Raw genomic sequence first — 23429 nt, 5'->3', positions numbered from 1 at the left:
ATAGCATGTCACATTCAATCGAACAACTTTCTATCAACACGATTCGCACATTATCCATCGATGCGATTGAAAAAGCAAACTCTGGTCACCCAGGAATGCCAATGGGTGCAGCACCAATGGCTTATACATTATGGACTCAATTTATGAAACACAATCCAAATAACCCAACGTGGTTTAACCGTGATCGTTTCGTATTATCTGCAGGTCATGGTTCAATGTTATTATACAGCCTACTTCACCTATCTGGTTATGATGTAACAATGGATGACTTAAAGAACTTCCGTCAATGGGGAAGCAAAACTCCAGGACATCCTGAGTACGGTCATACAGCTGGTGTAGATGCAACTACTGGTCCACTTGGACAAGGTATTGCAACTGCTGTAGGTATGGCAATGGCAGAAAGACATTTAGCTGCTAAATATAACCGTGATGCGTATAATGTAGTAGATCATTATACATACGCTATTTGTGGTGATGGAGATTTAATGGAAGGCGTTTCTGCTGAAGCATCTTCATTAGCTGCTCATTTACAATTAGGTCGTCTTGTTGTTCTTTACGATTCAAACGATATTTCATTAGATGGCGATTTAAATCGTTCATTCTCTGAAAGTGTAGAAGATCGTTACAAAGCATACGGATGGCAAGTAATCCGTGTTGAGGATGGAAACGATATTGAAGCTATCGCGAAAGCAATCGAAGAAGCGAAAGCTGACGAAAAACGCCCAACGCTAATTGAAGTAAGAACGACAATTGGTTTCGGTTCTCCAAACAAATCAGGAAAATCAGCTTCACATGGTTCTCCACTTGGTGTAGAAGAAACAAAGTTAACGAAAGAAGCATACGCTTGGACTGCTGAGCAAGACTTCCATGTAGCAGAAGAAGTATATGACAACTTCCGTAAAACAGTACAAGATGTTGGTGAAACTGCGCAAGCTGAGTGGAACACGATGCTAGGTGAATATGCACAAGCATACCCAGAATTAGCAAACGAACTGCAAGCGGCAATGAATGGTCTTCTTCCAGAAGGTTGGGAGCAAAACTTACCAACTTATGAATTAGGATCAAAAGCAGCAACTCGTAATTCTTCAGGTGCTGTAATTAATGCAATTGCAGAGTCTGTGCCATCATTCTTCGGTGGGTCTGCTGACCTTGCTGGTTCTAACAAAACATACATGAATAACGAAAAAGACTTTACAAGAGATGATTACAGCGGTAAAAACATCTGGTACGGTGTACGTGAGTTCGCAATGGGTGCAGCAATGAACGGTATTGCACTACATGGTGGTTTAAAAACTTACGGTGGTACGTTCTTCGTATTCTCTGACTACTTACGTCCAGCAATTCGTCTTGCAGCATTAATGCAATTGCCGGTAACATATGTGTTCACACATGACAGTATCGCTGTTGGTGAAGATGGTCCAACACATGAACCAATCGAGCAATTAGCAGCGCTACGTGCGATGCCAAATGTATCTGTTATCCGTCCAGCTGATGGTAACGAATCTGTTGCAGCTTGGAGACTAGCTCTTGAATCTACAAACAAACCAACTGCTTTAGTATTAACTCGTCAAGATCTTCCAACATTAGAAGGTGCAAAAGACGATACGTATGAAAAAGTAGCAAAAGGTGCATATGTAGTTTCTGCAAGCAAGAAAGAAACAGCTGATGTAATCTTACTTGCAACTGGATCAGAAGTAAGTCTAGCTGTTGAAGCTCAAAAAGCATTAGCAGTAGACGGTGTTGACGCATCTGTTGTCAGCATGCCATCTATGGATCGCTTTGAAGCTCAAACTGCTGAGTACAAAGAATCTGTATTACCAAAAGCAGTAACAAAACGTTTCGCAATCGAAATGGGTGCTACATTCGGATGGCACCGTTACGTAGGTCTTGAAGGAGATGTGTTAGGTATCGATACATTCGGTGCTTCTGCTCCTGGTGAGAAGATTATGAAAGAGTATGGATTTACTGTAGAGAACGTTGTTCGTAAAGTAAAAGAAATGCTTTAATGATTTTAGAAAAACTCTCCGGCATGGAGAGGTTTTTCTATGTAAATGAGTTTTTTCGACAGAAAAAGTTTTTTCTCTCTCCGCAGTCAGACAATCATTGCAAAATTTCTTCTATATAATGAAGAGAAAAGGTTGTCCAGATTGGGAGGCGAAAGATGAAAACGTATGAATTGTATTTAATTCAAGAGGATATTGCGAAAGCTTACTTTGGTCGTGAATATTTGTTTTTTGATTTATTTGCTCGATTTTCAGAATCTGGGTCCCTTTCGGAGAAAAAAGTGTTATATAAACAAATGATGTATATAACGATGCCATTACAAGTAATGAAAATTCATCATAAATTAGAACAAGCTTTGCGCGTTCTTGGTAAATATGATCGAACACATCATACACATACACTTTATACAGGGGCGGAATATGGCGAAATAATGGTGAAACCACACTATATTCGCATGAATACCTCTGGAAATGTTTCTATGGAAACGACTTTCTTTGAGGTGCTTCGGAAGTGTGAATTAACATTTTTAGCTATGGATTATGAAAATACAAAGTACGGATGGCTGAATCCTCTAAAACAAGTACGAACATATGTGTAAAAAATGTCGAATTGTATCTTGTCTTATTGAAAAGGTTTTAGTACACTGTAAGGTAGACAACATGAAGGAGGAAAATATATGCCAATTTGGTTAGGTATTCTAGTGGGCGTAGTAGCACTAGTAGCAGGCGTGGCGTTAGGATTTTTCATTGCCCGCAAATACATGATGAATTACTTACAAAAAAATCCACCAATTAACGAACAAATGTTAAAAATGATGATGATGCAAATGGGACAAAAACCTTCCCAAAAGAAAATCAATCAAATGATGAGCGCGATGAACAAGCAACAAATGAAATAAGCGCACGGCTAATCCTTAGAGCCACAAGCGTTTCATCGCTCTGATATAAGCATTAATTTCGTAAAGATGAACAAACTTAATGGATTCATTGGTTTATCTTTCTCTGAAATTTTTACGAAATTTGCTTTATTTTTCTTAAAAACCACTTTTTCTGTTGGAATATCAACCAATGGGAAAGGTGGTTTTTTTGTTTGGAATTAGAAGATGTAATTGAAGAGTATTTGTATCACTGTCTGGCGAAAGGATTCACACCAAAAACAATGAAGAATAAACGCCAAGAAATGAAGCAATTAAAAAGGTTTCTAATGGATGAGAAGGGGATAAGCGAGTTAGAAGTCATCAATACGCTACATTTAAAGCAATACGTTAGAGCAAAGCATGAAGAGGGCTTACAGCCACAATCAATAGTAGCTATGTCTAAAATCGTTCGTGCTTTCTTTAGTTGGTGTCAGAAAGAGGAATATCTTAAAGAGAATATTGCTAAAAAGGTTGAATTGCCGAAAGTTCCTAAGAAATTATTGAAGGGATTTACTGTTCAAGAGGTATCAGCAATGATAGACGCATTTAGTTTTAAAAACTACATCGAAGCCAGAAATAAAGCAATAGTAGCCATGTTAAGCGATTGTGGGTTGCGAGCGATGGAGATTAGAGGGTTATTGACTCAAAACGTAAAAGAAACAACGATTTTAGTTAATGGTAAGGGTAATAAGGAGCGTATTATGTTCATCTCTCCACCGTTAAAAAAGATTCTAATTCGATATGAGAGATTAAGAAAACAATATCTCAAAGATAAAATTGTTAAGACAGACAATTATTTTTTGTCTTATACAGCCGACCCATTGTCGCATATGGGGATTTACAATGTAATTAAAGAAGCAGGGAAAAGGGTAGAAGTTGAAGAGGTAAGATGTAGTCCACATACGTTTCGCCATTTCTTCGCTGTTCAGTGTATTTTAAACGGAATTGATATCTTCACATTATCAAAATTGCTAGGTCATTCTGATGTATCTACCACACAGCGTTATTTACAGTCATTAGAGGATTTTGAACTTATTAAAAAGGCAATGCCATCTAGTCCATTAATGAATATTGGCAGGTCTTCATAATAACTTTCTCATCACTGATATTGAAACAGAAAGCGTCATTGCTTCAATAGTTGTTTAATTGTCAAAGAAAAAAGAAGTAGAGTGCTACCAACACCCTACTTCTCACGTTAGTTTTTTGCAGAAAAACTGAATAGGAACAAGTCCTACCTTCATTCTATCGAAAAAAATTCGATGATGCAAGGGTTATTAAGTGTTGTCTTTTTTAGGATGTTCCAGTCGTGGATTGCCGACTAATACGACTATAAAATAACCTTGACAGGTACTGACCCTGCCATCGCATAAAAAGGGGATAGGATACAATAAGCGTTTCCCTATTTACGCTTGTGTCTGAATGGTGAAAGCCACCAATAAACGCTGATTGTTAGGAAAGGTAGTGTACAGATATGTACAGTAGGACAAGTCATAAATATCTATTCTTTTCCTATTCCTCTGAATGATGAGGTACGGAATTAAGTAACTGAAAAGCCAAAGTGTAAGGTTACAGAATAGAGAAACTCTTAGGGCTACTTGACAGAGTAGACTTGTTAGGATGAAAAATCCTGCGACAAATAGGGTTATACAATACGGATACCAATACTCGATATACAATGTTGTGAAAGTCGTCTATCTTTGTTCACTTGATAATTTTTTTATCTTGTGAACAAGGTAGACAACCTTTGCCAAGCCATTTCCAAACTCTCAACCAATGTTGAAGGACGGACAATCAAAGTCAATAGAAAAATTACGTGATTGCTTAAAAATGTTAATAAGGAAAATTTCTATAACAAAAACCTTAAAAAGTCAAGGGTTATGTAACACATAAATTTGAAATGTGTAACAAAAAATGTTATACTTTAATTAAGGGTTGGGGAGAACCTATATATATAATAGAGGGATGTTTAAAATGAGAAAAACAGTACAAATGGATTTAGTGCCATTAACAGATGAACAGTTAGTTGAAATTATTAAAGGTCAAGAGATTAAAGAAGTAGATGAAAAATCAAATAATGTGGTTGCAAAATCAAACGGAAAGAAAATTACCTTAGATAAGGATTGTAATTTAAAAGATGTTGAAGGTGTTTATTATCAATCGCATAATAGAAAAGAAACGCTTTTTGCAAACATTACTGATTGGACAGTAGATGAAAAGAAATATCTTCTTACAATCATTAATTCAAAATTAGATATGAGAAATAAAAGATTAGTTGAAAATGATGTTATACTACCACTTCAACTATCTGGAAGAATTAAACCAAAGCATTTGAGTTAAATTATAGGGGAAATGAAGTATGAGAGAATTAATTAGAAAGTATCAAGAAACTGGACAAGATACAGAAATTTTAGAAGCATTGTTGAATTATGTGAATGAAGATTTAACAACATTAAAATACAATGATAATGCACCAGAAGTAGAAGATGGTTTAAAATATGTGGCTTATCGTATTAGGGCATTCATGATGAAAAATTGTTTTGCAAAGAGAAATGCTAGAAACTTAACTGAAAGAAGCAATCAATCAGAGGATTTTGAAGGATTGCATGAATTTTTAGATGGTTTATATGAAGCAGATTGGATTGAATTAGATTGGAGAGCATTGCGTAATTATGATTTTTCTTCAATTTACGCTAATGAAAGCGAAGTAAGAGATTATTTACGTGCTAGACAGTATGACTTCTTTAACCTTTTAAACCAATTTGAAGGATTAAGTCAAAATAGTGATGAGTTTAAAACAGATTTCAAACAAACTAAAGATAATTTATTACCATTGTTTGAAGAAGCATTTCTTTACGCAATTAAGAAAGTAGATTGTGAGAGAGAAACAAAAGAAATGGTGAAATATATAAACAAAGCAATGTTGACGAAATTCATTGAATTACAAATGAAGAGAGATAATGTTAAGCGTATCCGTAAAGGAAATAAATCTACATATGTAAAGGCAGAAACAAAAGCAGAAGAAACAGATATATGGATGATGATGTTTGGGAAAACATTGAAGAATGTTGGAGGATTGGAAGCGTTTAGTTTATGGCTTACACCAAAACAAACTAAATTTGTGCAAGATGTTTACAACATCATTGAAAGAGATTTAAAAGAAAACAATACAGATGCTTTCAGATGGAAAGAAGATGGCACGCCTGTTTTAAAGAAACGTCATATAGCGAAACAGATGACGAAATTAACAAATCAAGAAATGACTGAGACAAACTTCAAACAAACTCTTAAACGTTGTGAAAAGAAAATCTTTGATAACTGGAAAGAAGTAATTTCAAATAGATTCTAAACCACTCATTTTAACTGTATGAGTGGTTTTTTATCTCTTCTAATAAAAAGTCACCTCAAACACTAAAAAATCCACCTAATAACTTTAACGATTTCATATAACAAATTAAAAAGTTACACTTTTCCATATATTTATTTTATGTATGAAGGCGCTAATTTAATAATATTTTTTGCTTTCAAATTGAAAATTTTAATTATGCACCCCCTTTGCATAATTAATTCCCCTTAAAAGGATTCCCTTAAAATTAGTTGCAACGGACTGCTAACCGTTGTAACCTGCTAGGATTTTATCTTAGTGATAGCCAACTGGTGGAAACGGTACGACTGTACTGTTTCCTATTTTTATTGAATTAAAAGGAAGTGCTAAATAAAAATGGACGAAATCAATAATCAAGAACAGGTACAAGATGTTGAGGAAACTGAAATTAAAGACACTCAACAAAATGAAGAAATAGTTGAAGAAAAAACTTATTCAAAAGAAGAAGTAGATTTACTATATAACCAGATTGAAGAGTTGTCACAATACAAACCAAAAGAATTAACGGATGATGAAATTAAAATTCAACAAAAGTTGGAATCTATTTGGAAAAGAGAGGTTGCACAAACCTTAAAAGAAGAAGGCGTTGAAGTTTTCGCTGACTTCATTAACGTTTCTGTCGATGATACAGAAGCATTAAATAATCAAATTACAAGATTAAAGGAAATCATTGGTCAACTAGAGTTGGCAAATGGATATAAACCGACAAATCATAAACAGGTGGATGGTTATAGCATTGCTAAGAAAAACAAAGACACTAAATCTATGATTAGTCAAAAATTAAATTTTTAATATAAGAAAGAGGAAAAAAGAATGTTAGATTCTAAAAAATTAACTACACAGGAAAATATTCATCTTACCGATGAAATCGCTTTAGTATCACCTATCGCTACTCCTTTCATGACTTTACTTTTAAGCAAAGGGTTATATGTTGACTCGAAAGGTAAATTTCACACATGGAGAGAAAAAACTCTTGATGGTACTGCTGACATTTCAGTTGATGAAGGCATTGACGCAACTCAATTCGTACAATCTGGACGTGCAGAACTAAATAACGTTATGGAAATCTTCTACAAAGCAACTTCTGTATCTGGTACAGCACAGGCAACAGGTGCAGTTGGCGACTTATTCGCACAAGAAATCAATGACCGCTTAATTGAACTTGCTATTGGTATGGAGAAAAAACTAATTAATGGTGTTAAGAACGATGGTGCTAGTGGTAAACGTCAAATGGATGGTATTTTAAAATTTGTTGACGCAGATAACGTTGTAAACGGTGCTACTAAAGATGTATTAACTGAGAAAGAAATTAAGGAACTTGTTAAGAAATTATGGACAGCAGGAAATGAAAATGGTGAATTTTATGCATTAGTTGGTGCTGACTTAAAAGACCAAATTGACGAACTATACAAAGACCGTTATTCTTACCAACATGTGACTACTGACTTCGGTATTGTTGTAAATTCTGTAGAAACTTCTTACGGAAAAGTTAACTTTATCCTAGACCGTTATATGCCAGCAGATAAAATTGTTGCATTTGATGTAAATGCTCTTAAAGTTGCTTTCTTACGTCAACCACAATTTGAACAACTAGGTAAAACTGGTGACAATGTTAAAGGTCAGGTAGTGGCAGAATGCTCACTTGAGGTTGGAAGTAAAAAAGCAGTCGCAGTTTATAACCTTAAACAAGCGTAATAATGTAACAAACAATGAATAGGTAGAGGGGCTAACCCTCTCCTATATTATTTTGATAATCGTTTAAAATTTTAAATAGGAGGTAATCAAAGTGAACATTAAGGATGAATATGTGTTAAAGCGCAGAAAAAAGAAAATTCGTTTGCGACAATTAGCCGAACATATTGGATGTTCACAATCATTAATCAGTCAATATGAGACAGGTAATTGTGAAATGGATAGAGTTAAAATTGATAAGTACAAAGAATTTATAGATAATTTTTAAAAAACACTTGACAATTTAGTTTTATGTAATACATAAATTTGAAATGTGTAACAAAAAATGTTATACTATATACAGGATGAGGAATCATCCAAATAGATTAAAAAAGATAAGTTAAAGGAGTGAAATATGTGGAAGTAGTAGAAACTTAACTCTTTTACTCAATCAGCACGTGAGTAAAAGGGGAACAAAGGAATAACAAATAACATTAATAAAGATTGATACGTAAATAAAAAGATAAAACTTGGATTTTATCAAACATTAAAAACATAAATTAGTGCAAAAGTTTTAAGAGTGAAAGTTACACTTTCGCTAATTTATGAAGCAAGATTTTAAAGACAAATTTCCTCAATGGGTATTTGAGGAAGCAGATTATACAGTATGTATGAGTGATGATATTGACAGTTTAGTTGGTGCAACAATCATCAAACAAGTTAAAGGTTGGGAAGTGGAACACTTCTACGATTTCAACAATCTTTACTCTACAAATAAAAAAGATAAACGTAAAGCAGTCGGTGTTGATATTGCCCTTGTAAATGGCATGACATACGACAACCACGTAACAATACTCTCCAATACAAGTAAACCAAACATAATGAGTGCAAATCCAAACATAATTGAAAGAGTTCCAAGAGAGAATTACACAGACAAATATGCAATGAGTACAGCGTTACTATTATACGCATTATATGATATTCCATTGCCTTCAACAGAAGATGGTATGTTAATGCTCATGGCAATTGATTCTAGTTACTTAGGATACTACGATTACAAAGGTAATTTCAGAGAAACACAGTGCAATTGGCTAGAGAAGTTAGGCATGGAAGAAATGATTCGCTTACAAGAGCGACATACACTTATTGATTTCGTAGAGGTAAAAAGAAGATTCAATTCTTCTGAAAAAATTTTCTTAAATGACAGTGGTTCCTTGGAAACAAAAATGAATTTAGAGGGTATTAGTAACCTTCTAGAGTTAGACATTCACCTTCCTATAAAGGAATTTGAATTAAGAAAAGCGTTTAAGCGTACAAGTTTCGAATTAAAAAGAGATAGCAAATATGATAATGGGATGGTAGAGATACAACAAAATCCATTCTCATACGCCTTAACAGGAAAGCACAATTTACAAATGACATTAATGAATTAAATCAAAGGAGAAGATGATAATGGTTAATATGGAAAAGTATTTTTTTTGCTACAGCACAAACTTACTTGAATTTCTAAGATATGAAAAGGGATTCAAGTATATCTGTAGTGCAAAGCATATTACAACAAATAAACAATTTTGGTTGTTTGAAAGAAAAGAAGAATTAAAAATTGCATTGGCTGAATATAGAGTCGATGGTGAAAAGTTGATATTAAAAAGGAATTTTTTACAAAGTTAATTTAAAAGAAGGGTTGATGTTAAATGAAAAACATTACTGCAAAGGATTTATTTTTCTGCTACGACAAGCGAGTTGCAAAATACTTGAGATACGACAAAGATATGGAATTTATTACAAAGGCATATACAAGAGATGGCAAAGAATTTTGGTTGTTTAATAAAACATCAGAATTAGATAAGGCATTAAAAGAATATAATCGTTGATTTTATCAACAAGGATAATCAAAAATAAAGGGGTAATCAAAGATGGGGAAAGTAACAGAAAGAGAATTTAAATCAAGAGTTGAATATTATGAGCATCAAGATAAACATGGGAAAGTGTTTCTACCAAACAGTTTGTTTGAAACTTTATTAAAAGAAGAATCATTAACAACGAAAGGGAAAAGAACCACAACATATGTTGATGTTGCATATTCATATTTGTATCTTATTACATGGTTGTACCGTAACGCTAAATACGGTGTTATGAGTTACCAAAACACAGATGTAGGGGCTTTAAAAGAATTGATAGGGTTTACATCCAGAGAACAAAGAATAGATAAAATAATCAAAAAGAATGGTGTTTTAGATGGTCTTGGATTAACTAAAACAATTCCATATAAAGAAGCACCTGCATCTTACACAATTGATGAAGATGGATTTATTGATTTTGAAACTGTTTCAGATGTGGGGTTAAAAGTTGAAAACAATCGCAAAACAGTTAAAGAACCAATATTTGGTTTATACGATAGTGATGGTGAATATGGTTATGGAACATTTTTTGGTGGGGTGGATTCTGATAACATCGCTAGAACACATAATGTGAACTTTAATATATTCATAAAGTGTATGACGAATAAAAATCTTGGTACAGATGCGTTTTACATATATAGTTTTCTAAAATCAAAATGTGATGTTGCAGGTGGAACAATTGAAATTTCACACGATACAATCATGAAACAAACAGGAATAACAAGAGGGAAAATGAATAGTGCATTGGACGGATTAAAGAAACATGGTCTAATTGAATGTTTTCCTGCAACATATGTAATCAATTCAGAAGCAGATGGGGCAAGCGTTTATTCTTGTAATGGAATTGGAAGTTATTCAGAAGAGGAAATGAAATATATAACACGTAATGTTACAGGTGTTAAAGAAGCGAAGAAAGAAGAAGTTAAAGTAACGGATTTTTAAAACCATACGAATAGTGAGTAATATAATAAATATATTAAGTGCCTAATGATAAATAATGAAGAATATAAGTTGGTTATATATTATTTATTATTATACTCACTATCAGTATGGTTTGGGATTTTTGTATGAAAGAGGTTTAAATGAAATGACGTTGAAAGAAGCATTAAAAAAAGTTACAAAAGAGAATCGGATGTATTTTAATTATAAATTCCCAGATACACGATTCAATCAAACTATTCAGCCGAAAAGTGAAGAAGAATTTCTTATTTCAGTTGGTAGGAAAACTATGAATGGTTTTACAAATTGGGAAAAGACACCAGAGTATGCAAATTTGGTGGCACTATATTTACAATCGTTAATGATTGATGATATTAGATTGATGTACGATGCAGTAAGAGCGAAGGCAGTTGGTGGTGACGATAAATCCATTGGCACATTCCTTAAACTGTACAAGGAAATCAATTCTATCGTGAAGGGATTCGAAACCATCTCTAATGAAGATGGAGAAGATGACGATGGGTTGATGGTGTAAGGTGAGCAAGAAATTAACAACAAAAGAAAAACTAGAATTGATTAATAATGACCCTGTATTATGGCTTAAAAATTTCGTCAAAATTACGACAAACACAGGCGAATACATACATTTTGTGGTCAATGACCAACAAAAAAAATTCATTGATGAAATGGGACGTTTTAACGTAATTGCAAAGGCAAGACAAATTGGCTTTAGTACAATGTCATTGGCTTTGTGTTTATGGATGGCAATGAACAGACCACGAACAAATTACATGGTAGTTTCCTATAAACAGGAGTCATCAACATCATTATTTGACAAATTAAAAATGATGTACGATGACCTTCCACATGACAAATTTAAGTTTCCGAAAGATACACAAAACAATCGTAACCAATTGAAATTTGATAATGGCTCATCTATTACACTTGCAACAGCAGGAGGTAAAGATATAGGTCGTGGTACAACATATGAATACATTTTACTATCAGAATTTGCATTTTATGAGAATCAAGATTCAATATTATTATCAGCAGAACAAGCATTGGCAAAGAGTAAAACATCAAAATTAGTAATTGAAACAACTTCAAATGGTTTCAACTCCTATCAAAAACTCTTCATGAACGCATATAAGGGAAATTCAAAATACAAAGCATTTTTCTTCCCTTTCTATTCTTCCTCATACGCAAAACAATTCAAAGATGATTATGATGAAGCGGAAATATGGTACAAAGAAAATAATAAAGGAAAGCGTCTTACTAAAGATGATTTAGAGCAAGATGAAATATTTTTACATAATCAAGGTGCTACTCTTAAACAGTTAATGTGGCGCAGGTGGAAATTACTTGATATGACTTTACAACAATTTTATCAAGAGTTTCCTGCAACCCCAATGGAATCATTTATCAGTAGTGGATTAAACGTTTTCGACCAACAAAAGATTGTCGAACGCTTAAAATATATTAAAAAACCATTTCTATATAGAGATGTAAAAATGTTTATTCCAGATAGTATTGCAAAATACATTGGAAAATCGTTAATGATTTATGAATTACCTGTTGAGGGTGTCCGTTATTATGGTGGTGTGGATACTGCAAGTGGTAGTGGTGGTGACTATTCTACTATCTCAATTTTAAATGCAGACGGTGAACAGGTGTTAAGTTTTTACGACAATAAAATTCCTGTTTATGAATTTGCTAAGTTACTTGATATCATTGGGAAGTTTTATAATTATGCTTTTTTAACAGTAGAAAGAAACTCTTTTGGTACGCCAATCTTAGAACGTTTAAGAAAAGAATATGAGTATATGAATTTGTACAAGCATAAAGTTTTTAATCAGCAATCAGGTAAAAAACAATTACAACTAGGATATCAAACTACACAAGTAACAAAAAATATTATGATTACAGATTTAAAAGAACAATTCGAATTAGAAGTGATTTTTATAAACTGTCAAGAAACACTAGAGCAAATGCAGATTTTCATTGAAACAGATGGGAAAACAGGAAATAAAAAAGGTAATGACAAACATGATGATTGTGTAATTGCTATGGCATTAGCAATTCAAGGTATTAAACAAAATAAATGGTATGTTTAAAAGGTTTTTGTATCCTTTTGTCGAATTATGTTGATTAAAAGGAGATGATATTTAGATGAGTAATGTAAAATTAAATTTAAAAAGGTCATATGTTAGGTCATTATTTCATGCAATTGAGGCAGGTGGAAAAGCAGTACCTAAAGTAACATTTTTAACTAGTTTTGGGTATATTGAGGGAGCGCTAGCGACTATAAGAGAATACGATCTAGACAATGAGGAAGAGTTTATAGAACAATTTAAAAGAGTGCAGGAAGAGAATGGTGAGGTTAAAGTTAGAGACCTTGCATTAGCGATGGTGCATGGATTAGTAGAAAATGATGATAAAGCATTAGAAGAATCAAATGTAATGATTTATCTTGAAGATGTAAAGATAATACATAATAATAACACAATCCGCATGTCAGAGTTTACTTTGTTTTTAGACCAAGTTATCGGTGTAATTCCCGGAACAATAAATGTGGATTAGAATTAAACACCCTTTTAAAGGGTGTTTTTATTTTGGAAAGGAAGAAAGAAATGGATTTAAAAGATTATATTAAAACCGTACATAACGGTAACCAATTCTGGTTTGTTGATGAAGTATCTCATTTTGAAAATCAGAAAAGAATTTTAGACACAATTGAGAAGAAAAAATATTTGGATGGTAAACATGCTATCTCAAATAGGGTTGTAGAAAGTTATAATAATAAACCATATCAACAACGACAAGTTTTATTACAGTATGCAAAGTTAATTGTGAACCTTGAAACTACTTACCTATTAAAAAAAACGATAACTTTTACTGGTGAGGAAAAAATTGTTGGAGATATGCAGAGGGTGTATAAGAAAGGTAATTATGACAAGATTGACTTCGACCTGCTAAATAACTTAGTTAAGTATGGTAATGCATATGAGTATGTGTATATCAAAGATGATGGAAATGTGAGCAGTAAGGTCGTACCGACAGAATGCGGATATCCTATCTATAATGATGAGAACGAGATGATTGCATTTGTTGAGTATTATACATCATTAGAGAGTGACTTCTATGTTGTCTATACACTAGAGGAAGTAGTGAAGTATTCAACAATTGGAGGAATGGATTTACGTGTTGTGGGTTCTTATAAGAATGTTAGTGGTCTACCAATTCACTATAAAACAGATAATGAATTGAGCACGACATTTGGAAAGAGCGATTTAGATGACTTTATTAACATCATTGATGCTATGGAGGATTTATTATCTAAGTTTAGTGATTCATTCTATAAACATCATAATCCAATCCCAGTAGTTATTGGGCAACAACTAAAAGGAGAGGGGCTGAATCCTCATATCGTTGGTGGTGGAATTACTTTAGATGATGGTGCTGACTTTAAGATGGTAAGTAATGGTGTCAATCATAAGGCATTTGAGGTAATCTTCAATACACTTATGCAACAACTGATTAACATTGCAAGTGTTCCTGCTGTAGCATTGAATGCTTCTGATGTAAGTAACTTATCAGAGATGAGTATGAGAATGCTGTATCAACTTGCTGACATGAAGGGTGGACTCAACGAGCGTTACCTAAGAGAGGGACTAGAGCAACGCAACAGCAAGGTAGTGGGTCTGTTAGGTAAGCAAGGCAAGGCATACAGTGAAGATGCTATTGACTCGTTAGATATGGTGTTCCACTATGCAAGACCAGTCAATGAGACAGAGGTCATTGATAACTTAGTTAAGATGTATGATGTTGGTGCAATCAGTATGGAGTCATTGGTTGCAATCAATCCATATGTTAGCAATGAACACCTAGAGTTGAAGCGTATACTTGAACGTGAGAAACGAGTTAGTGAGCAGAAGCAAGTCAATAACAAGGTCAATGAGCATGAGCAAGCAAAGACAATGGATGTAAAAGCAGACGTTGCAACTAAGAAATAGGGTATAGTCGAGGAGCAAGCGTGACATATGTAAGTGTTGTGATTGTGTGTGGGGAGTTGGCAAAAATATTGATATATCAATGTTTAGTGGTGTAAAGGTATTACTTTCATGCGACACACTTTTAAGTAATGCATGTGTGCGAGGATGAGCCGAGCCAGAAAATAAGCGAACAAAAATGAGGGAGGTATATAGAGAACGAACGTTCTAATCACTCGATTTTGTTCGTTTTTGGGTTGGCGAATAAGTGCGTTTGGAAGGAAATGAACGTAAAACAAAAAACGAACGTTCTGACTGAATTGTCAATAGACGTTCGTGTGATAGGACTTCCTATAACCTTAATTATGTAAACTACCACATAATTAGTATTATGGGGATACTTTATTATTCGTTTATTGTTCATTTTTTGTCCTGTTGAGTGGGTGTATCCGAACAAAACGTTTACCCCATGTTAGCGAAATACTCCTATAGCCAACCTCTCAACACACACCCTAAAAAATTTCAGAAAGGAGAATCCATGATGTTTGATTCTATCCTAAATTTACCTAGCCAATCTCTATTATATCTCGAAAATAAAATCAAATCAACGTACCTAACATTAAATCCAATCAAACAACGTCCACTAATGACAACTGAACAATATGAAGCGATTTATCCATATGTTGCAGGTATGTTGTATCAAGAATTGTCCTTTACTCCATATGGTGCAACCCTTATTCATTTTGAAGATGATGAGAACATGGGATATGAAGTTAATGGAATCAAATTGAATGGATTTTACATTACGGAACACCACAACGCTAAAACGCATATATTCGTATTTACATATGAAGGAATCTGGCTCTATAACAATGAACCATTGGATACACCAACTTACATTCAAGAGTACATTAACAGATTAGTTTGTAACTCTCATGAATGCTTAATATATAACAAATCAATTACAAAGGAGAATATAGATATGGATAATATCGATAGATTAAAAATGGAAATCGGTGGTATTGAATTGCCGTATGAAGAATTAATTGTGTACCTAGAGGAAGAAGGAATTAACGGTGATGCAACTTACAATGCATCGTCAAAAGCCAATAAGAAAGCAATTTATGCGACTGCACTAGCAATCTTAAATTCAATTGCAAACCAACCACACTTAATCAAAAACTATAGACAAGATGATATGACAATTGACAGTTTTGCTAAGTATTTGCAGTCAAGAGTTGACCAATTAGAAAAGAAGATTCGTCAAATGCCAAATGAAGATTCTGCACCTAGCAACTTCTTCAATTTATTTCAATAAGAAAGGAGGATAAGAAAATGGATAAATTTAATATTTTTAAACTGCAATATAACGCATTCAATGACATGATGTCATTAGCAGGTCAAGAAGTGTATGTAAATGGTGAGAAGAAGTATGGAATTATTACAAATACTGATACTCGAGAATTTAATGATAAATATCTTTCAACCAATTTTGCAATGATGCGTGGTGATTACATCTATTATAAAGAAATGTATTGGATGATTTGGAATCAAGTAACTGTACCACGTTCGGAGAATTATAAAGGGATTATGAGACAGTGTGAGCACAATATCATATTTAATTTAAAGTATGCGGATGAAACAAGTAAATATCTTTTGAAATGTCCTGCGGTTATTCAGCGCACAAGTGATTACACACAGCATTATCAAAGTACAGTATCAATGGTTACAATTGATTCAGAGATTCATGTGTTTGTAAGGGATACTTCTTTGACCAGAAAAATTATGAAACTTGTTGGTAAAAGCGATGGACAAATAATTATAGGAAACAAAAATTATAGTATTATCGGTGTATCTGTTGAAAAGAAGGGATATTTAAATGTTACCTGTCGTTTGGACAATACAACTTCTTTTTCTGATTATGTTAATGAAATTTATTGGAGAGAAACTAGACCTACTGATTGGGAAAGTCAAATTGATGATTCTTTATTCTACCGTGAAGGTGTAACACCTACATTACCTAGTGCTCCTAATGGATTACAAACCAATGTTGGTGAAATTAAGGGTTATGATATTAAAAATCAAACACCTACATCTCTTGGAGAGATTAGTTTCTCTTGGACACACGATGATAATAAAGTTAGGTATCGTGAATGGGAGGGATATAAGGTTGTATTTTTAAAGGATAATGTGGAGATTTCAACTACTACAACTATATCTGATTCTATTAATTATACAAACTTGCAAGCAGGTGAGTATTTTATTAAGGTTTCTATTCTATTTAATACATATGTAGAAGATGAAGGAAGTTTAGCGCAGACATCTAATAAATTTCAAATTAAAGATGAAACTGTTAAACCTTTACCACCTAACAATTATGAAACTAATGTATCACCAATGGATATTAAAGCAGTAGGAGAAGTAGCCGAAGATGGAGATGGGATAGTTACTTATACATGGGGCAAAGATGTTAATGCTGAAAACTATTCTGGATTCGTTGGTTATGCACTTTATCTATATCGTAATGGTACATATTCTTACTCATTAAACTTTGATAAAGATGTAATGTCTTATAAATGGACTAACAGAGGTGAGGGTACTTATTCTGGTAGAATCTGTGCACGTTTTATAAATGGTGAAATAGAGACATTAGGTTCAGAGAAGTTTTTTGGAAATGTAACAGTTCAAAATAATTTTGACAGCGGTGACCCTTGGTAATAGAAATATTGGGTGTATCTCATGATATGCCTTTATTTTTCTTTATATGGCGCTCTAGTTGTTTTAGATGTTTTGGTATTGGATTAGTTCTTAAAATCTGGTACAAGCAAATTTGAGAGGTCGTTTTTGAGGTGGGAATCTTTTTGATTTTCGTTTTCGTGATTTGGTTTTCTATATAAGAAGTTAGCAAATTAGAGAATCCTCAAACCCCTTGATAACAAAGGTTTTTATCCTGTCTCAAAAGTACCTAATTATTAATCTTGACACCCTCTTAGACACTTTGTAGTGTTAAAATGATTGTTTAAACTGCAATGGGTATCATTTTTTGTCCTGTTTTGGTCAAAAAGCGAAATTAGTTCATCAGAAAATGTCCATTTTAGGACGAAAAGTGATAGGTATAGAAAATAGATAGTAAAAAGAATAGATAGTATAAAAGGAAGGTCGCTAGCGCTCCCCTATCTTTCTTTCGCTAACGCTCTCCCGTTCGCCTTCGGCTCATTACCTCACTTCGTTCGGTGGGGCTTCGCCCGTTCTTTTACATAATAAAAAGAATGTTTAAACTGAATTTTAAAGGAATATGAAATAGGGTTGTATATTTGTCTCATGATTATTTGGAATAAGTTTAAAATTTCTTTAATAGTACGTAATAGGAAGTTTATATGTATGGAAAAGTATGATATTTTTATTAATAAAGTGCAAAATTTATTAGAGGGAAGTGGGCATACCGATGGGGAAATTGGAACCATTTACAGGGGTGACGGTAACAGGACAGATACTAAAAGAAGGGTATACATTAAATTGGCGTAATCAAGAATTGATTATTGGACAAAAAGTGAAAAGTGAACTGATAAATATTGAGACCAGAAAATGGAAGCAGAATATTTCAATGGTTGAAATTTTGAGTGAAGATAGTGCGAAAAATGTACAAAGTGCTGTGGTTCGAGGGGTTATTGGCAACATTGCCTTAGGTGGTGCAGGAGCATTAGCAGGGGCTTTGTCTGCAAAAAATGATTCCACATTTAATGTAATAATTAGATATCATAATGGGTATGTCGATTTAATAGAATGTGATATTAAATTGTATACAAAACTTTTGCAACAAGTAGAAGAAAATAAACGTTCTGGAAACAGTGAATTTATTAATATGGAATATGATGCAGAACAGTATAAAAGAAGGAAAGAACAATTTGATAAAGGGCAAACTATGGATATTGTTGGTTGTGGTGTAATTTTAATTATTTTTATTGTTATAGTTTTTGCTTTTATTGGTATTTTGGCAGATTAATAAACAATGAATTATATAATTTTAATATAGATAAACATTTATTAAGAGGTGAGTATATGAAAAAAGGAAAAGTTATATCTATTTTTATGATGCTTTCGATTTTTTTATTGCTTATGGGATGTGAAAATAAAAAAGAAGAAACGTTGGCAGATAAAGCATTTGAAGAAAATTCGAAAACAGAGGATAGGGCAAAAGAACAAGAGGATGCTCAAATGGAGGAAAAGAAAGATGAGGGAAGGCAAGCGGTTTTAAAAACAATGCCTTTATATGTAATCCGTTTAACATCTAGTTTAGATAATGTTGCAAACGATTTAAGTAATAAAGCCACTACGGATAAGAAATTAAAGGACAATTTAAAAGGGATAGAGAAATATGCAAAGGATATCCAAGGAACTATAGAGATAGATTTATTACCAAAAGAATATAAAAGTGTAGAAAATAATCTCCAAAATTTATCAACAAACTCAATTACATTCATAAATGAAGCAGTCAAGTATCATCAAGGAAAAGATAATGAAGAGAAAGTCAAAGCATTATTATCGGAAATGTTAAGTGATATTGACTCAATAAGAAAAGTTCTTCCTTTAGATAATACAGATAATGGTTTTTATTCGGTGGCTTCGATGAAAGATTTTATACAAAAGCAGTAAATTATTTTAACGTGTGAAGTGACGATTTGGAAAATAGATGAATGATAAACCACTTTTGTATAATATATTGTAAATTTATAGACAAGGTAAATGAAGATGTGCTATATTTTTCTTAACAGAAAAAGTGGTGGGAAATAGTCATCAAACCTTGATATATAAGGTTTTTGATGCAAATGGGACAAAAACCTTCCCAAAAGAAAATCAATCAAATGATGAGCGCAATGAACAAGCAACAAATGAAATAAGCGCTAAAAGACACTCGCTAAGAGTGTCTTTTCTTTTTGATATGGACAGAGTTTAAAACTTTTAAAAATTCTGTATTTTTGGTAAACTGAAAACATCGCTCATTTTAAGAGAGGGGGAAAAATATGAAAGTGTTTATGAATTTAGCGTGGTTTTTTAAACAAGAAAAACGAGCGTACATAACCGGAATTATTTTATTATTTGGCGTTGCACTTTTAGAACTTGTAGCACCAAAAGTGATTGGGATTGTTGTAGATGAAATTAATGAGGGAACATTAACGACTGATAAGTTACTAAAATGGGTTGTACTCTTAGTACTCGTAGGTATTACGATGTACATATTACGTTACGTGTGGCGTATTATGATTTTTGGGTCTTCATTAAAGTTAGCTCGCCAATTACGGAAAAATTTGTATGAACATTTTACAAAGATGAGTCCATCTTTCTATCAGTCAAATCGCACAGGTGATTTAATGGCGCACGCGACCAATGATATTCAAGCAATTCAGCAAACTGCTGGGGCGGGTGTTTTAACACTTGTTGATTCATTGGCTGTTGGGGGATGTGTACTCGTAGCGATGGGTTTTACAATTAGTTGGAAGTTAACATTGTTAAGCTTAATTCCAATGCCGATTGTAGCAATATCGACAAATTATTACGGAACTTTATTACATAAAAGGTTTCATAAAGCACAGCAATCGTTTTCGGAAATCAATGATAAAGTGCAAGAGAGTATGAGTGGGATGAAGGTAATTCGATCGCTTGGACAGGAGAAAGAAGATTTACAAGCGTTTCGAAAAAAATCAGAAGATGTCGTACATAAAAATATGTTAGTTGCACGTATTGATTCGTTATTTGATCCAACAATCGCTCTTATCGTAGGATTTTCTTTTTTAATCGCAGTATGTTACGGGTCAGTATTAGTTGTGAGAGGTGAATTAACAGTAGGTGATCTCGTTACATTTACGACGTATTTAGGTACCCTCGTTTGGCCAATGTTAGCGTTTGGATGGCTGTTTAATATTATGGAGCGTGGGCGTGCTTCGTATGACCGTGTAGAAAAAATTCTCTCACAAAAATCAGATGTAGTAAATAGAGAAAATGCTGTGCATACAATAGCGAGCGGTGATGTTTCATTTGCGGTTGATTCGTTTTCGTATAAGAAAAATGAACTGTTACATTTAACAGATATTCATTTTGATTTGAAGAAAGGGGAAACGTTAGGGATTGTAGGACGTACAGGGGCAGGGAAAACGACTTTATTAAAATGTTTAATCCGTGAGTATGATCATTTTAATGGTGAATTAAAAGTTGGAGAGCGGGATATTCGCGATGTAACACTTTACGGTGTCCGTTCTGCCATTTCATATGTGCCGCAAGATCATTTTTTATTTTCAGCAAGTATTGGGGAGAATATTGCCTTTGGAAAGGCGGATGCTACATATAATGAAATTACCCGTGCTGCAGAGATTGCTTGTATTCACAATGACATCCTTCAATTTTCAGAAGGATATGAAACAGTAGTTGGGGAAAGAGGCGTTTCTTTATCTGGAGGTCAAAAACAGAGAATTTCTATTGCGCGTGCTTTATTAACGGATGCTGAAATATTAATTTTAGATGATTGTTTATCAGCAGTAGATGCAAAAACAGAAGAAACGATTTTAAATGCTTTAAAGAGGGAGAGAGCAGGGAAAACGACAATTATTACTGCCCATCGTTTAAGTGCAATTCAGCATGCCAATCTTATTCTTGTTGTGGATGAAGGTAAAATTGTACAACGAGGTACACATGAACAACTAATGAAAGAACATGGTTGGTATAAAGAAATGTATGAGAGCCAGCAGTTAGAAGCATTAGTCGAGAAAGGAGGCGTATGATGGCTGAGAAAAAACAGAGCGATTTAAGAAGATTACTGTCTTATATGAGGCCATATAAAGGACTGTTAGCATTAGCATTTTTATTTCTAGTTGGTGCAACTGTAACAGAAATGATGGGTCCTTTTTTAATTAAACAATTCCTTGATGAACACTTAGTACCACGTAACTTTGATCAATCAGCACTTGTTACTCTATTTGTAGTGTATATTGTTGCTCACTTATTAAAAGTATTATTTACTTATTTAGACTTGTTATATTTTCAAAATATCGCTTTTAAAATTGTTCAAGATATGCGTGTTGAAGTATATGAGCATGTTCAAAAGTTGTCATTAAGTTTCTTTGATCGTACGCCGATTGGTACGCTTGTATCGCGCATAACGAATGATACAGAAGCAATTAAAGACTTTTATGTCAGTGTATTATCAACATTTGTTAAAAATATCGTATTTTTAGTAGGGATTTTAGTAGCGATGTTTTTATTAAATGTCAAATTAGCGCTATTTTCTCTCGTATTAATTCCGATCATGTTTGCGATTATGGTGCTATATCGTCGGAAAAGTGCAGCTTTTTATTTAGAAGTCCGTAATCAATTAAGTGTGTTAAATGCAAAGTTAAACGAGTCCATTCAAGGGATGAATATTGTTCAAGTGTTCAGACAAGAAAAGCGCATGAGAAAAGAATTTGAAGAAGTGAATAATAAACATTATAGTGCAGGGCGACGTACATTAAAGTTAGATGCATTGCTTTTACGTCCAGCAACTGATTTAGTTCATATTGTAGCTATTGCGTTAGTACTTGGTTTATTTGGAATTGATGCTTTGAAGAGTCCTGTTGAAGTAGGCGTTTTATATGCGTTTGTTAACTATATCCATCGTTTCTTCCAGCCTGTAAATGAAATGATGATGAAATTATCATTTTTCCAACAGGCACTGGTTTCATCATCACGTGTATTTCATTTAATGGATGAGAAAGATTTAGCGCCAGTTCAAAAAGGGGATGGAAATCCTCGAGTTATTAATGGAGATATTGAATTTAAAAATGTTACTTTTTCGTACGATGGAAAACGTGATGTTTTAAAAAATGTATCTTTTCACGTGAAACAAGGGCAAACGGTTGCTTTCGTTGGGCACACTGGCAGCGGAAAGAGTACTATTATGAATTTATTACTGAGATTCTATAATATTAAGTCCGGAAATATTGTAATAGATGGTGTAGAGTTAGAGAAATTTGAAGAACAAGAAATTAGAAAGAAAATAGGACTTGTATTGCAAGATGCATTTTTATTTGCGGGAAATGTAAAGCAAAATATTCGTATGTATAATGAAGAAATTACGGATGAAGAAGTAAAAGAAGCGGCACAATTTGTGCAAGCGAATACGTTTATTGAAAAATTACCAGAGCAGTATGAAACGGAAGTAGTAGAAAGAGGAGCTGCATTTTCTAGTGGTCAACGACAATTAATTGCTTTCGCTAGAACGATAGCAACGAATCCGAAAGTGTTAGTATTAGATGAAGCAACAGCAAATATTGATACAGAAACTGAAGATGCAATCCAAACAGCGTTACAGCAAATGCGAAAAGGACGGACGACGATAGCAATTGCACACAGATTATCTACCATACAAGATGCAGATCAAATTTTTGTTATGCACGATGGAGAGATAGTAGAGAGAGGGACACATCAAGAATTACTGAGTGAACAAGGATTGTATTATAATATGTACTTACTACAAAATAAAGGAAGTTTACAAAAGGCCTTGTAGAATTACAAGGTCTTTTGACTGCGTGTGAAATTTTTACAAAAAATATAGGAATTACATAGTATAATGTAGTAGAAATGTGAATGGAAAAAAG

23 protein-coding genes and 1 pseudogene are annotated in these 23429 nt (G+C 33.5%); all 24 read left to right on the top strand.

Going from position 1 to position 23429, the window contains the following annotated elements; translation table 11 throughout:
* Positions 1-5: 5 nt before the first annotated feature.
* Positions 6-2006 carry a transketolase gene (tkt, locus tag EGX95_RS16870; protein ID WP_063246738.1) on the top strand — a complete coding sequence of 667 codons (2001 nt, stop codon included), beginning with the start codon at positions 6-8 and terminating at the stop codon, positions 2004-2006.
* 155 nt (positions 2007-2161) lie between these two features.
* Complete coding sequence (sirA, locus tag EGX95_RS16865; RefSeq protein WP_000860645.1) at positions 2162-2602, top strand: sporulation inhibitor of replication protein SirA; 441 nt, start codon at positions 2162-2164, stop codon at positions 2600-2602.
* 78 nt (positions 2603-2680) lie between these two features.
* A complete protein-coding gene (locus EGX95_RS16860; protein WP_001123317.1) occupies positions 2681-2902 on the top strand; it encodes a YneF family protein in 222 nt (73 codons plus the stop codon).
* A gap of 191 nt (positions 2903-3093) precedes the next feature.
* Positions 3094-4008 carry a tyrosine-type recombinase/integrase gene (locus EGX95_RS16855; RefSeq protein ID WP_123805685.1) on the top strand — a complete coding sequence of 305 codons (915 nt, stop codon included), beginning with the start codon at positions 3094-3096 and terminating at the stop codon, positions 4006-4008.
* An 883-nt stretch (positions 4009-4891) separates the two neighbouring features.
* Complete coding sequence (locus EGX95_RS16850; protein WP_123805683.1) at positions 4892-5257, top strand: hypothetical protein; 366 nt, start codon at positions 4892-4894, stop codon at positions 5255-5257.
* Positions 5258-5276: 19 nt separating this feature from the next.
* Complete coding sequence (locus EGX95_RS16845; protein WP_123805681.1) at positions 5277-6266, top strand: hypothetical protein; 990 nt, start codon at positions 5277-5279, stop codon at positions 6264-6266.
* A gap of 372 nt (positions 6267-6638) precedes the next feature.
* The gene (locus EGX95_RS16840) at positions 6639-7094 is read left to right on the top strand and encodes a xanthine phosphoribosyltransferase (protein ID WP_123805680.1); all 456 of its coding nucleotides are present in this window, start codon (positions 6639-6641) and stop codon (positions 7092-7094) included.
* 21 nt (positions 7095-7115) lie between these two features.
* Positions 7116-7997: an SU10 major capsid protein gene (locus EGX95_RS16835; RefSeq protein ID WP_123805678.1), complete on the top strand. Its 882-nt coding sequence runs from the start codon at positions 7116-7118 to the stop codon at positions 7995-7997.
* A 91-nt stretch (positions 7998-8088) separates the two neighbouring features.
* Complete coding sequence (locus EGX95_RS16830) at positions 8089-8262, top strand: helix-turn-helix domain-containing protein (RefSeq protein WP_001021805.1); 174 nt, start codon at positions 8089-8091, stop codon at positions 8260-8262.
* A 316-nt stretch (positions 8263-8578) separates the two neighbouring features.
* Complete coding sequence (locus tag EGX95_RS16825; protein WP_123805676.1) at positions 8579-9406, top strand: hypothetical protein; 828 nt, start codon at positions 8579-8581, stop codon at positions 9404-9406.
* A 19-nt stretch (positions 9407-9425) separates the two neighbouring features.
* The gene (locus EGX95_RS16820; RefSeq protein ID WP_123805674.1) at positions 9426-9644 is read left to right on the top strand and encodes a hypothetical protein; all 219 of its coding nucleotides are present in this window, start codon (positions 9426-9428) and stop codon (positions 9642-9644) included.
* A 23-nt stretch (positions 9645-9667) separates the two neighbouring features.
* The gene (locus EGX95_RS16815) at positions 9668-9847 is read left to right on the top strand and encodes a hypothetical protein (RefSeq protein ID WP_123805673.1); all 180 of its coding nucleotides are present in this window, start codon (positions 9668-9670) and stop codon (positions 9845-9847) included.
* Positions 9848-9889: 42 nt separating this feature from the next.
* Complete coding sequence (locus EGX95_RS16810) at positions 9890-10816, top strand: helix-turn-helix domain-containing protein (protein WP_123805671.1); 927 nt, start codon at positions 9890-9892, stop codon at positions 10814-10816.
* A 145-nt stretch (positions 10817-10961) separates the two neighbouring features.
* Positions 10962-11348, top strand: coding sequence for a hypothetical protein (locus EGX95_RS16805; protein WP_123805669.1), 387 nt, complete (start codon positions 10962-10964; stop codon positions 11346-11348).
* Position 11349: 1 nt separating this feature from the next.
* Positions 11350-12927, top strand: a complete 1578-nt coding sequence (locus EGX95_RS16800; protein ID WP_123805667.1) for a terminase large subunit domain-containing protein — start codon at positions 11350-11352, stop codon at positions 12925-12927.
* 55 nt (positions 12928-12982) lie between these two features.
* The gene (locus EGX95_RS16795) at positions 12983-13393 is read left to right on the top strand and encodes a hypothetical protein (RefSeq protein ID WP_000073165.1); all 411 of its coding nucleotides are present in this window, start codon (positions 12983-12985) and stop codon (positions 13391-13393) included.
* Between the two features lie 50 nt (positions 13394-13443).
* Positions 13444-14826 carry a phage portal protein gene (locus EGX95_RS16790; protein WP_123805665.1) on the top strand — a complete coding sequence of 461 codons (1383 nt, stop codon included), beginning with the start codon at positions 13444-13446 and terminating at the stop codon, positions 14824-14826.
* Positions 14827-15343: 517 nt separating this feature from the next.
* Complete coding sequence (locus EGX95_RS16785) at positions 15344-16120, top strand: glutathionylspermidine synthase (protein ID WP_123805663.1); 777 nt, start codon at positions 15344-15346, stop codon at positions 16118-16120.
* A 17-nt stretch (positions 16121-16137) separates the two neighbouring features.
* Positions 16138-17520, top strand: a complete 1383-nt coding sequence (locus EGX95_RS16780; protein WP_123805662.1) for a hypothetical protein — start codon at positions 16138-16140, stop codon at positions 17518-17520.
* A gap of 727 nt (positions 17521-18247) precedes the next feature.
* Positions 18248-18805, top strand: a complete 558-nt coding sequence (locus tag EGX95_RS16775; RefSeq protein WP_017561990.1) for a hypothetical protein — start codon at positions 18248-18250, stop codon at positions 18803-18805.
* Between the two features lie 56 nt (positions 18806-18861).
* Entirely contained in the window at positions 18862-19455 is a 594-nt protein-coding gene (locus EGX95_RS16770) for a hypothetical protein (protein WP_123805660.1), read from the top strand.
* A 164-nt stretch (positions 19456-19619) separates the two neighbouring features.
* A pseudogene (locus EGX95_RS16765) lies at positions 19620-19700 on the top strand (YneF family protein); the annotation flags it as partial.
* A gap of 123 nt (positions 19701-19823) precedes the next feature.
* Positions 19824-21575 (top strand): ABC transporter transmembrane domain-containing protein, encoded by a 1752-nt coding sequence (locus EGX95_RS16760; protein ID WP_000862469.1) that lies wholly within the window; start codon positions 19824-19826, stop codon positions 21573-21575.
* The gene (locus EGX95_RS16755; RefSeq protein ID WP_000818394.1) at positions 21575-23338 is read left to right on the top strand and encodes an ABC transporter ATP-binding protein; all 1764 of its coding nucleotides are present in this window, start codon (positions 21575-21577) and stop codon (positions 23336-23338) included. Before EGX95_RS16760 ends, EGX95_RS16755 begins: the two co-directional genes overlap by 1 nt.
* Positions 23339-23429 lie beyond the last annotated feature (91 nt).

Source organism: Bacillus sp. FDAARGOS_527 (assembly GCF_003812125.1).
Classification (GTDB): domain Bacteria; phylum Bacillota; class Bacilli; order Bacillales; family Bacillaceae_G; genus Bacillus_A; species Bacillus_A paranthracis.
This window is presented reverse-complemented; position numbering and strand designations above follow the sequence as displayed.

What these genes read in the sequence shown, in the direction of transcription:
- sirA (WP_000860645.1), top strand. Translation starts at nt 2,162, where the DNA reads ATGAAAACGTATGAATTGTATTTAATTCAAGAGGATATTGCGAAAGCT.
- EGX95_RS16860 (WP_001123317.1), top strand. Translation starts at nt 2,681, where the DNA reads ATGCCAATTTGGTTAGGTATTCTAGTGGGCGTAGTAGCACTAGTAGCA.
- EGX95_RS16790 (WP_123805665.1), top strand. Translation starts at nt 13,444, where the DNA reads ATGGATTTAAAAGATTATATTAAAACCGTACATAACGGTAACCAATTC.
- EGX95_RS16835 (WP_123805678.1), top strand. Translation starts at nt 7,116, where the DNA reads ATGTTAGATTCTAAAAAATTAACTACACAGGAAAATATTCATCTTACC.
- EGX95_RS16825 (WP_123805676.1), top strand. Translation starts at nt 8,579, where the DNA reads ATGAAGCAAGATTTTAAAGACAAATTTCCTCAATGGGTATTTGAGGAA.
- EGX95_RS16795 (WP_000073165.1), top strand. Translation starts at nt 12,983, where the DNA reads ATGAGTAATGTAAAATTAAATTTAAAAAGGTCATATGTTAGGTCATTA.
- EGX95_RS16820 (WP_123805674.1), top strand. Translation starts at nt 9,426, where the DNA reads ATGGTTAATATGGAAAAGTATTTTTTTTGCTACAGCACAAACTTACTT.
- EGX95_RS16760 (WP_000862469.1), top strand. Translation starts at nt 19,824, where the DNA reads ATGAAAGTGTTTATGAATTTAGCGTGGTTTTTTAAACAAGAAAAACGA.
- EGX95_RS16815 (WP_123805673.1), top strand. Translation starts at nt 9,668, where the DNA reads ATGAAAAACATTACTGCAAAGGATTTATTTTTCTGCTACGACAAGCGA.
- EGX95_RS16780 (WP_123805662.1), top strand. Translation starts at nt 16,138, where the DNA reads ATGGATAAATTTAATATTTTTAAACTGCAATATAACGCATTCAATGAC.
- EGX95_RS16770 (WP_123805660.1), top strand. Translation starts at nt 18,862, where the DNA reads ATGAAAAAAGGAAAAGTTATATCTATTTTTATGATGCTTTCGATTTTT.
- EGX95_RS16755 (WP_000818394.1), top strand. Translation starts at nt 21,575, where the DNA reads ATGGCTGAGAAAAAACAGAGCGATTTAAGAAGATTACTGTCTTATATG.
- EGX95_RS16785 (WP_123805663.1), top strand. Translation starts at nt 15,344, where the DNA reads ATGTTTGATTCTATCCTAAATTTACCTAGCCAATCTCTATTATATCTC.
- EGX95_RS16775 (WP_017561990.1), top strand. Translation starts at nt 18,248, where the DNA reads ATGGGGAAATTGGAACCATTTACAGGGGTGACGGTAACAGGACAGATA.
- EGX95_RS16810 (WP_123805671.1), top strand. Translation starts at nt 9,890, where the DNA reads ATGGGGAAAGTAACAGAAAGAGAATTTAAATCAAGAGTTGAATATTAT.
- EGX95_RS16845 (WP_123805681.1), top strand. Translation starts at nt 5,277, where the DNA reads ATGAGAGAATTAATTAGAAAGTATCAAGAAACTGGACAAGATACAGAA.
- EGX95_RS16850 (WP_123805683.1), top strand. Translation starts at nt 4,892, where the DNA reads ATGAGAAAAACAGTACAAATGGATTTAGTGCCATTAACAGATGAACAG.
- tkt (WP_063246738.1), top strand. Translation starts at nt 6, where the DNA reads ATGTCACATTCAATCGAACAACTTTCTATCAACACGATTCGCACATTA.
- EGX95_RS16805 (WP_123805669.1), top strand. Translation starts at nt 10,962, where the DNA reads ATGACGTTGAAAGAAGCATTAAAAAAAGTTACAAAAGAGAATCGGATG.
- EGX95_RS16840 (WP_123805680.1), top strand. Translation starts at nt 6,639, where the DNA reads ATGGACGAAATCAATAATCAAGAACAGGTACAAGATGTTGAGGAAACT.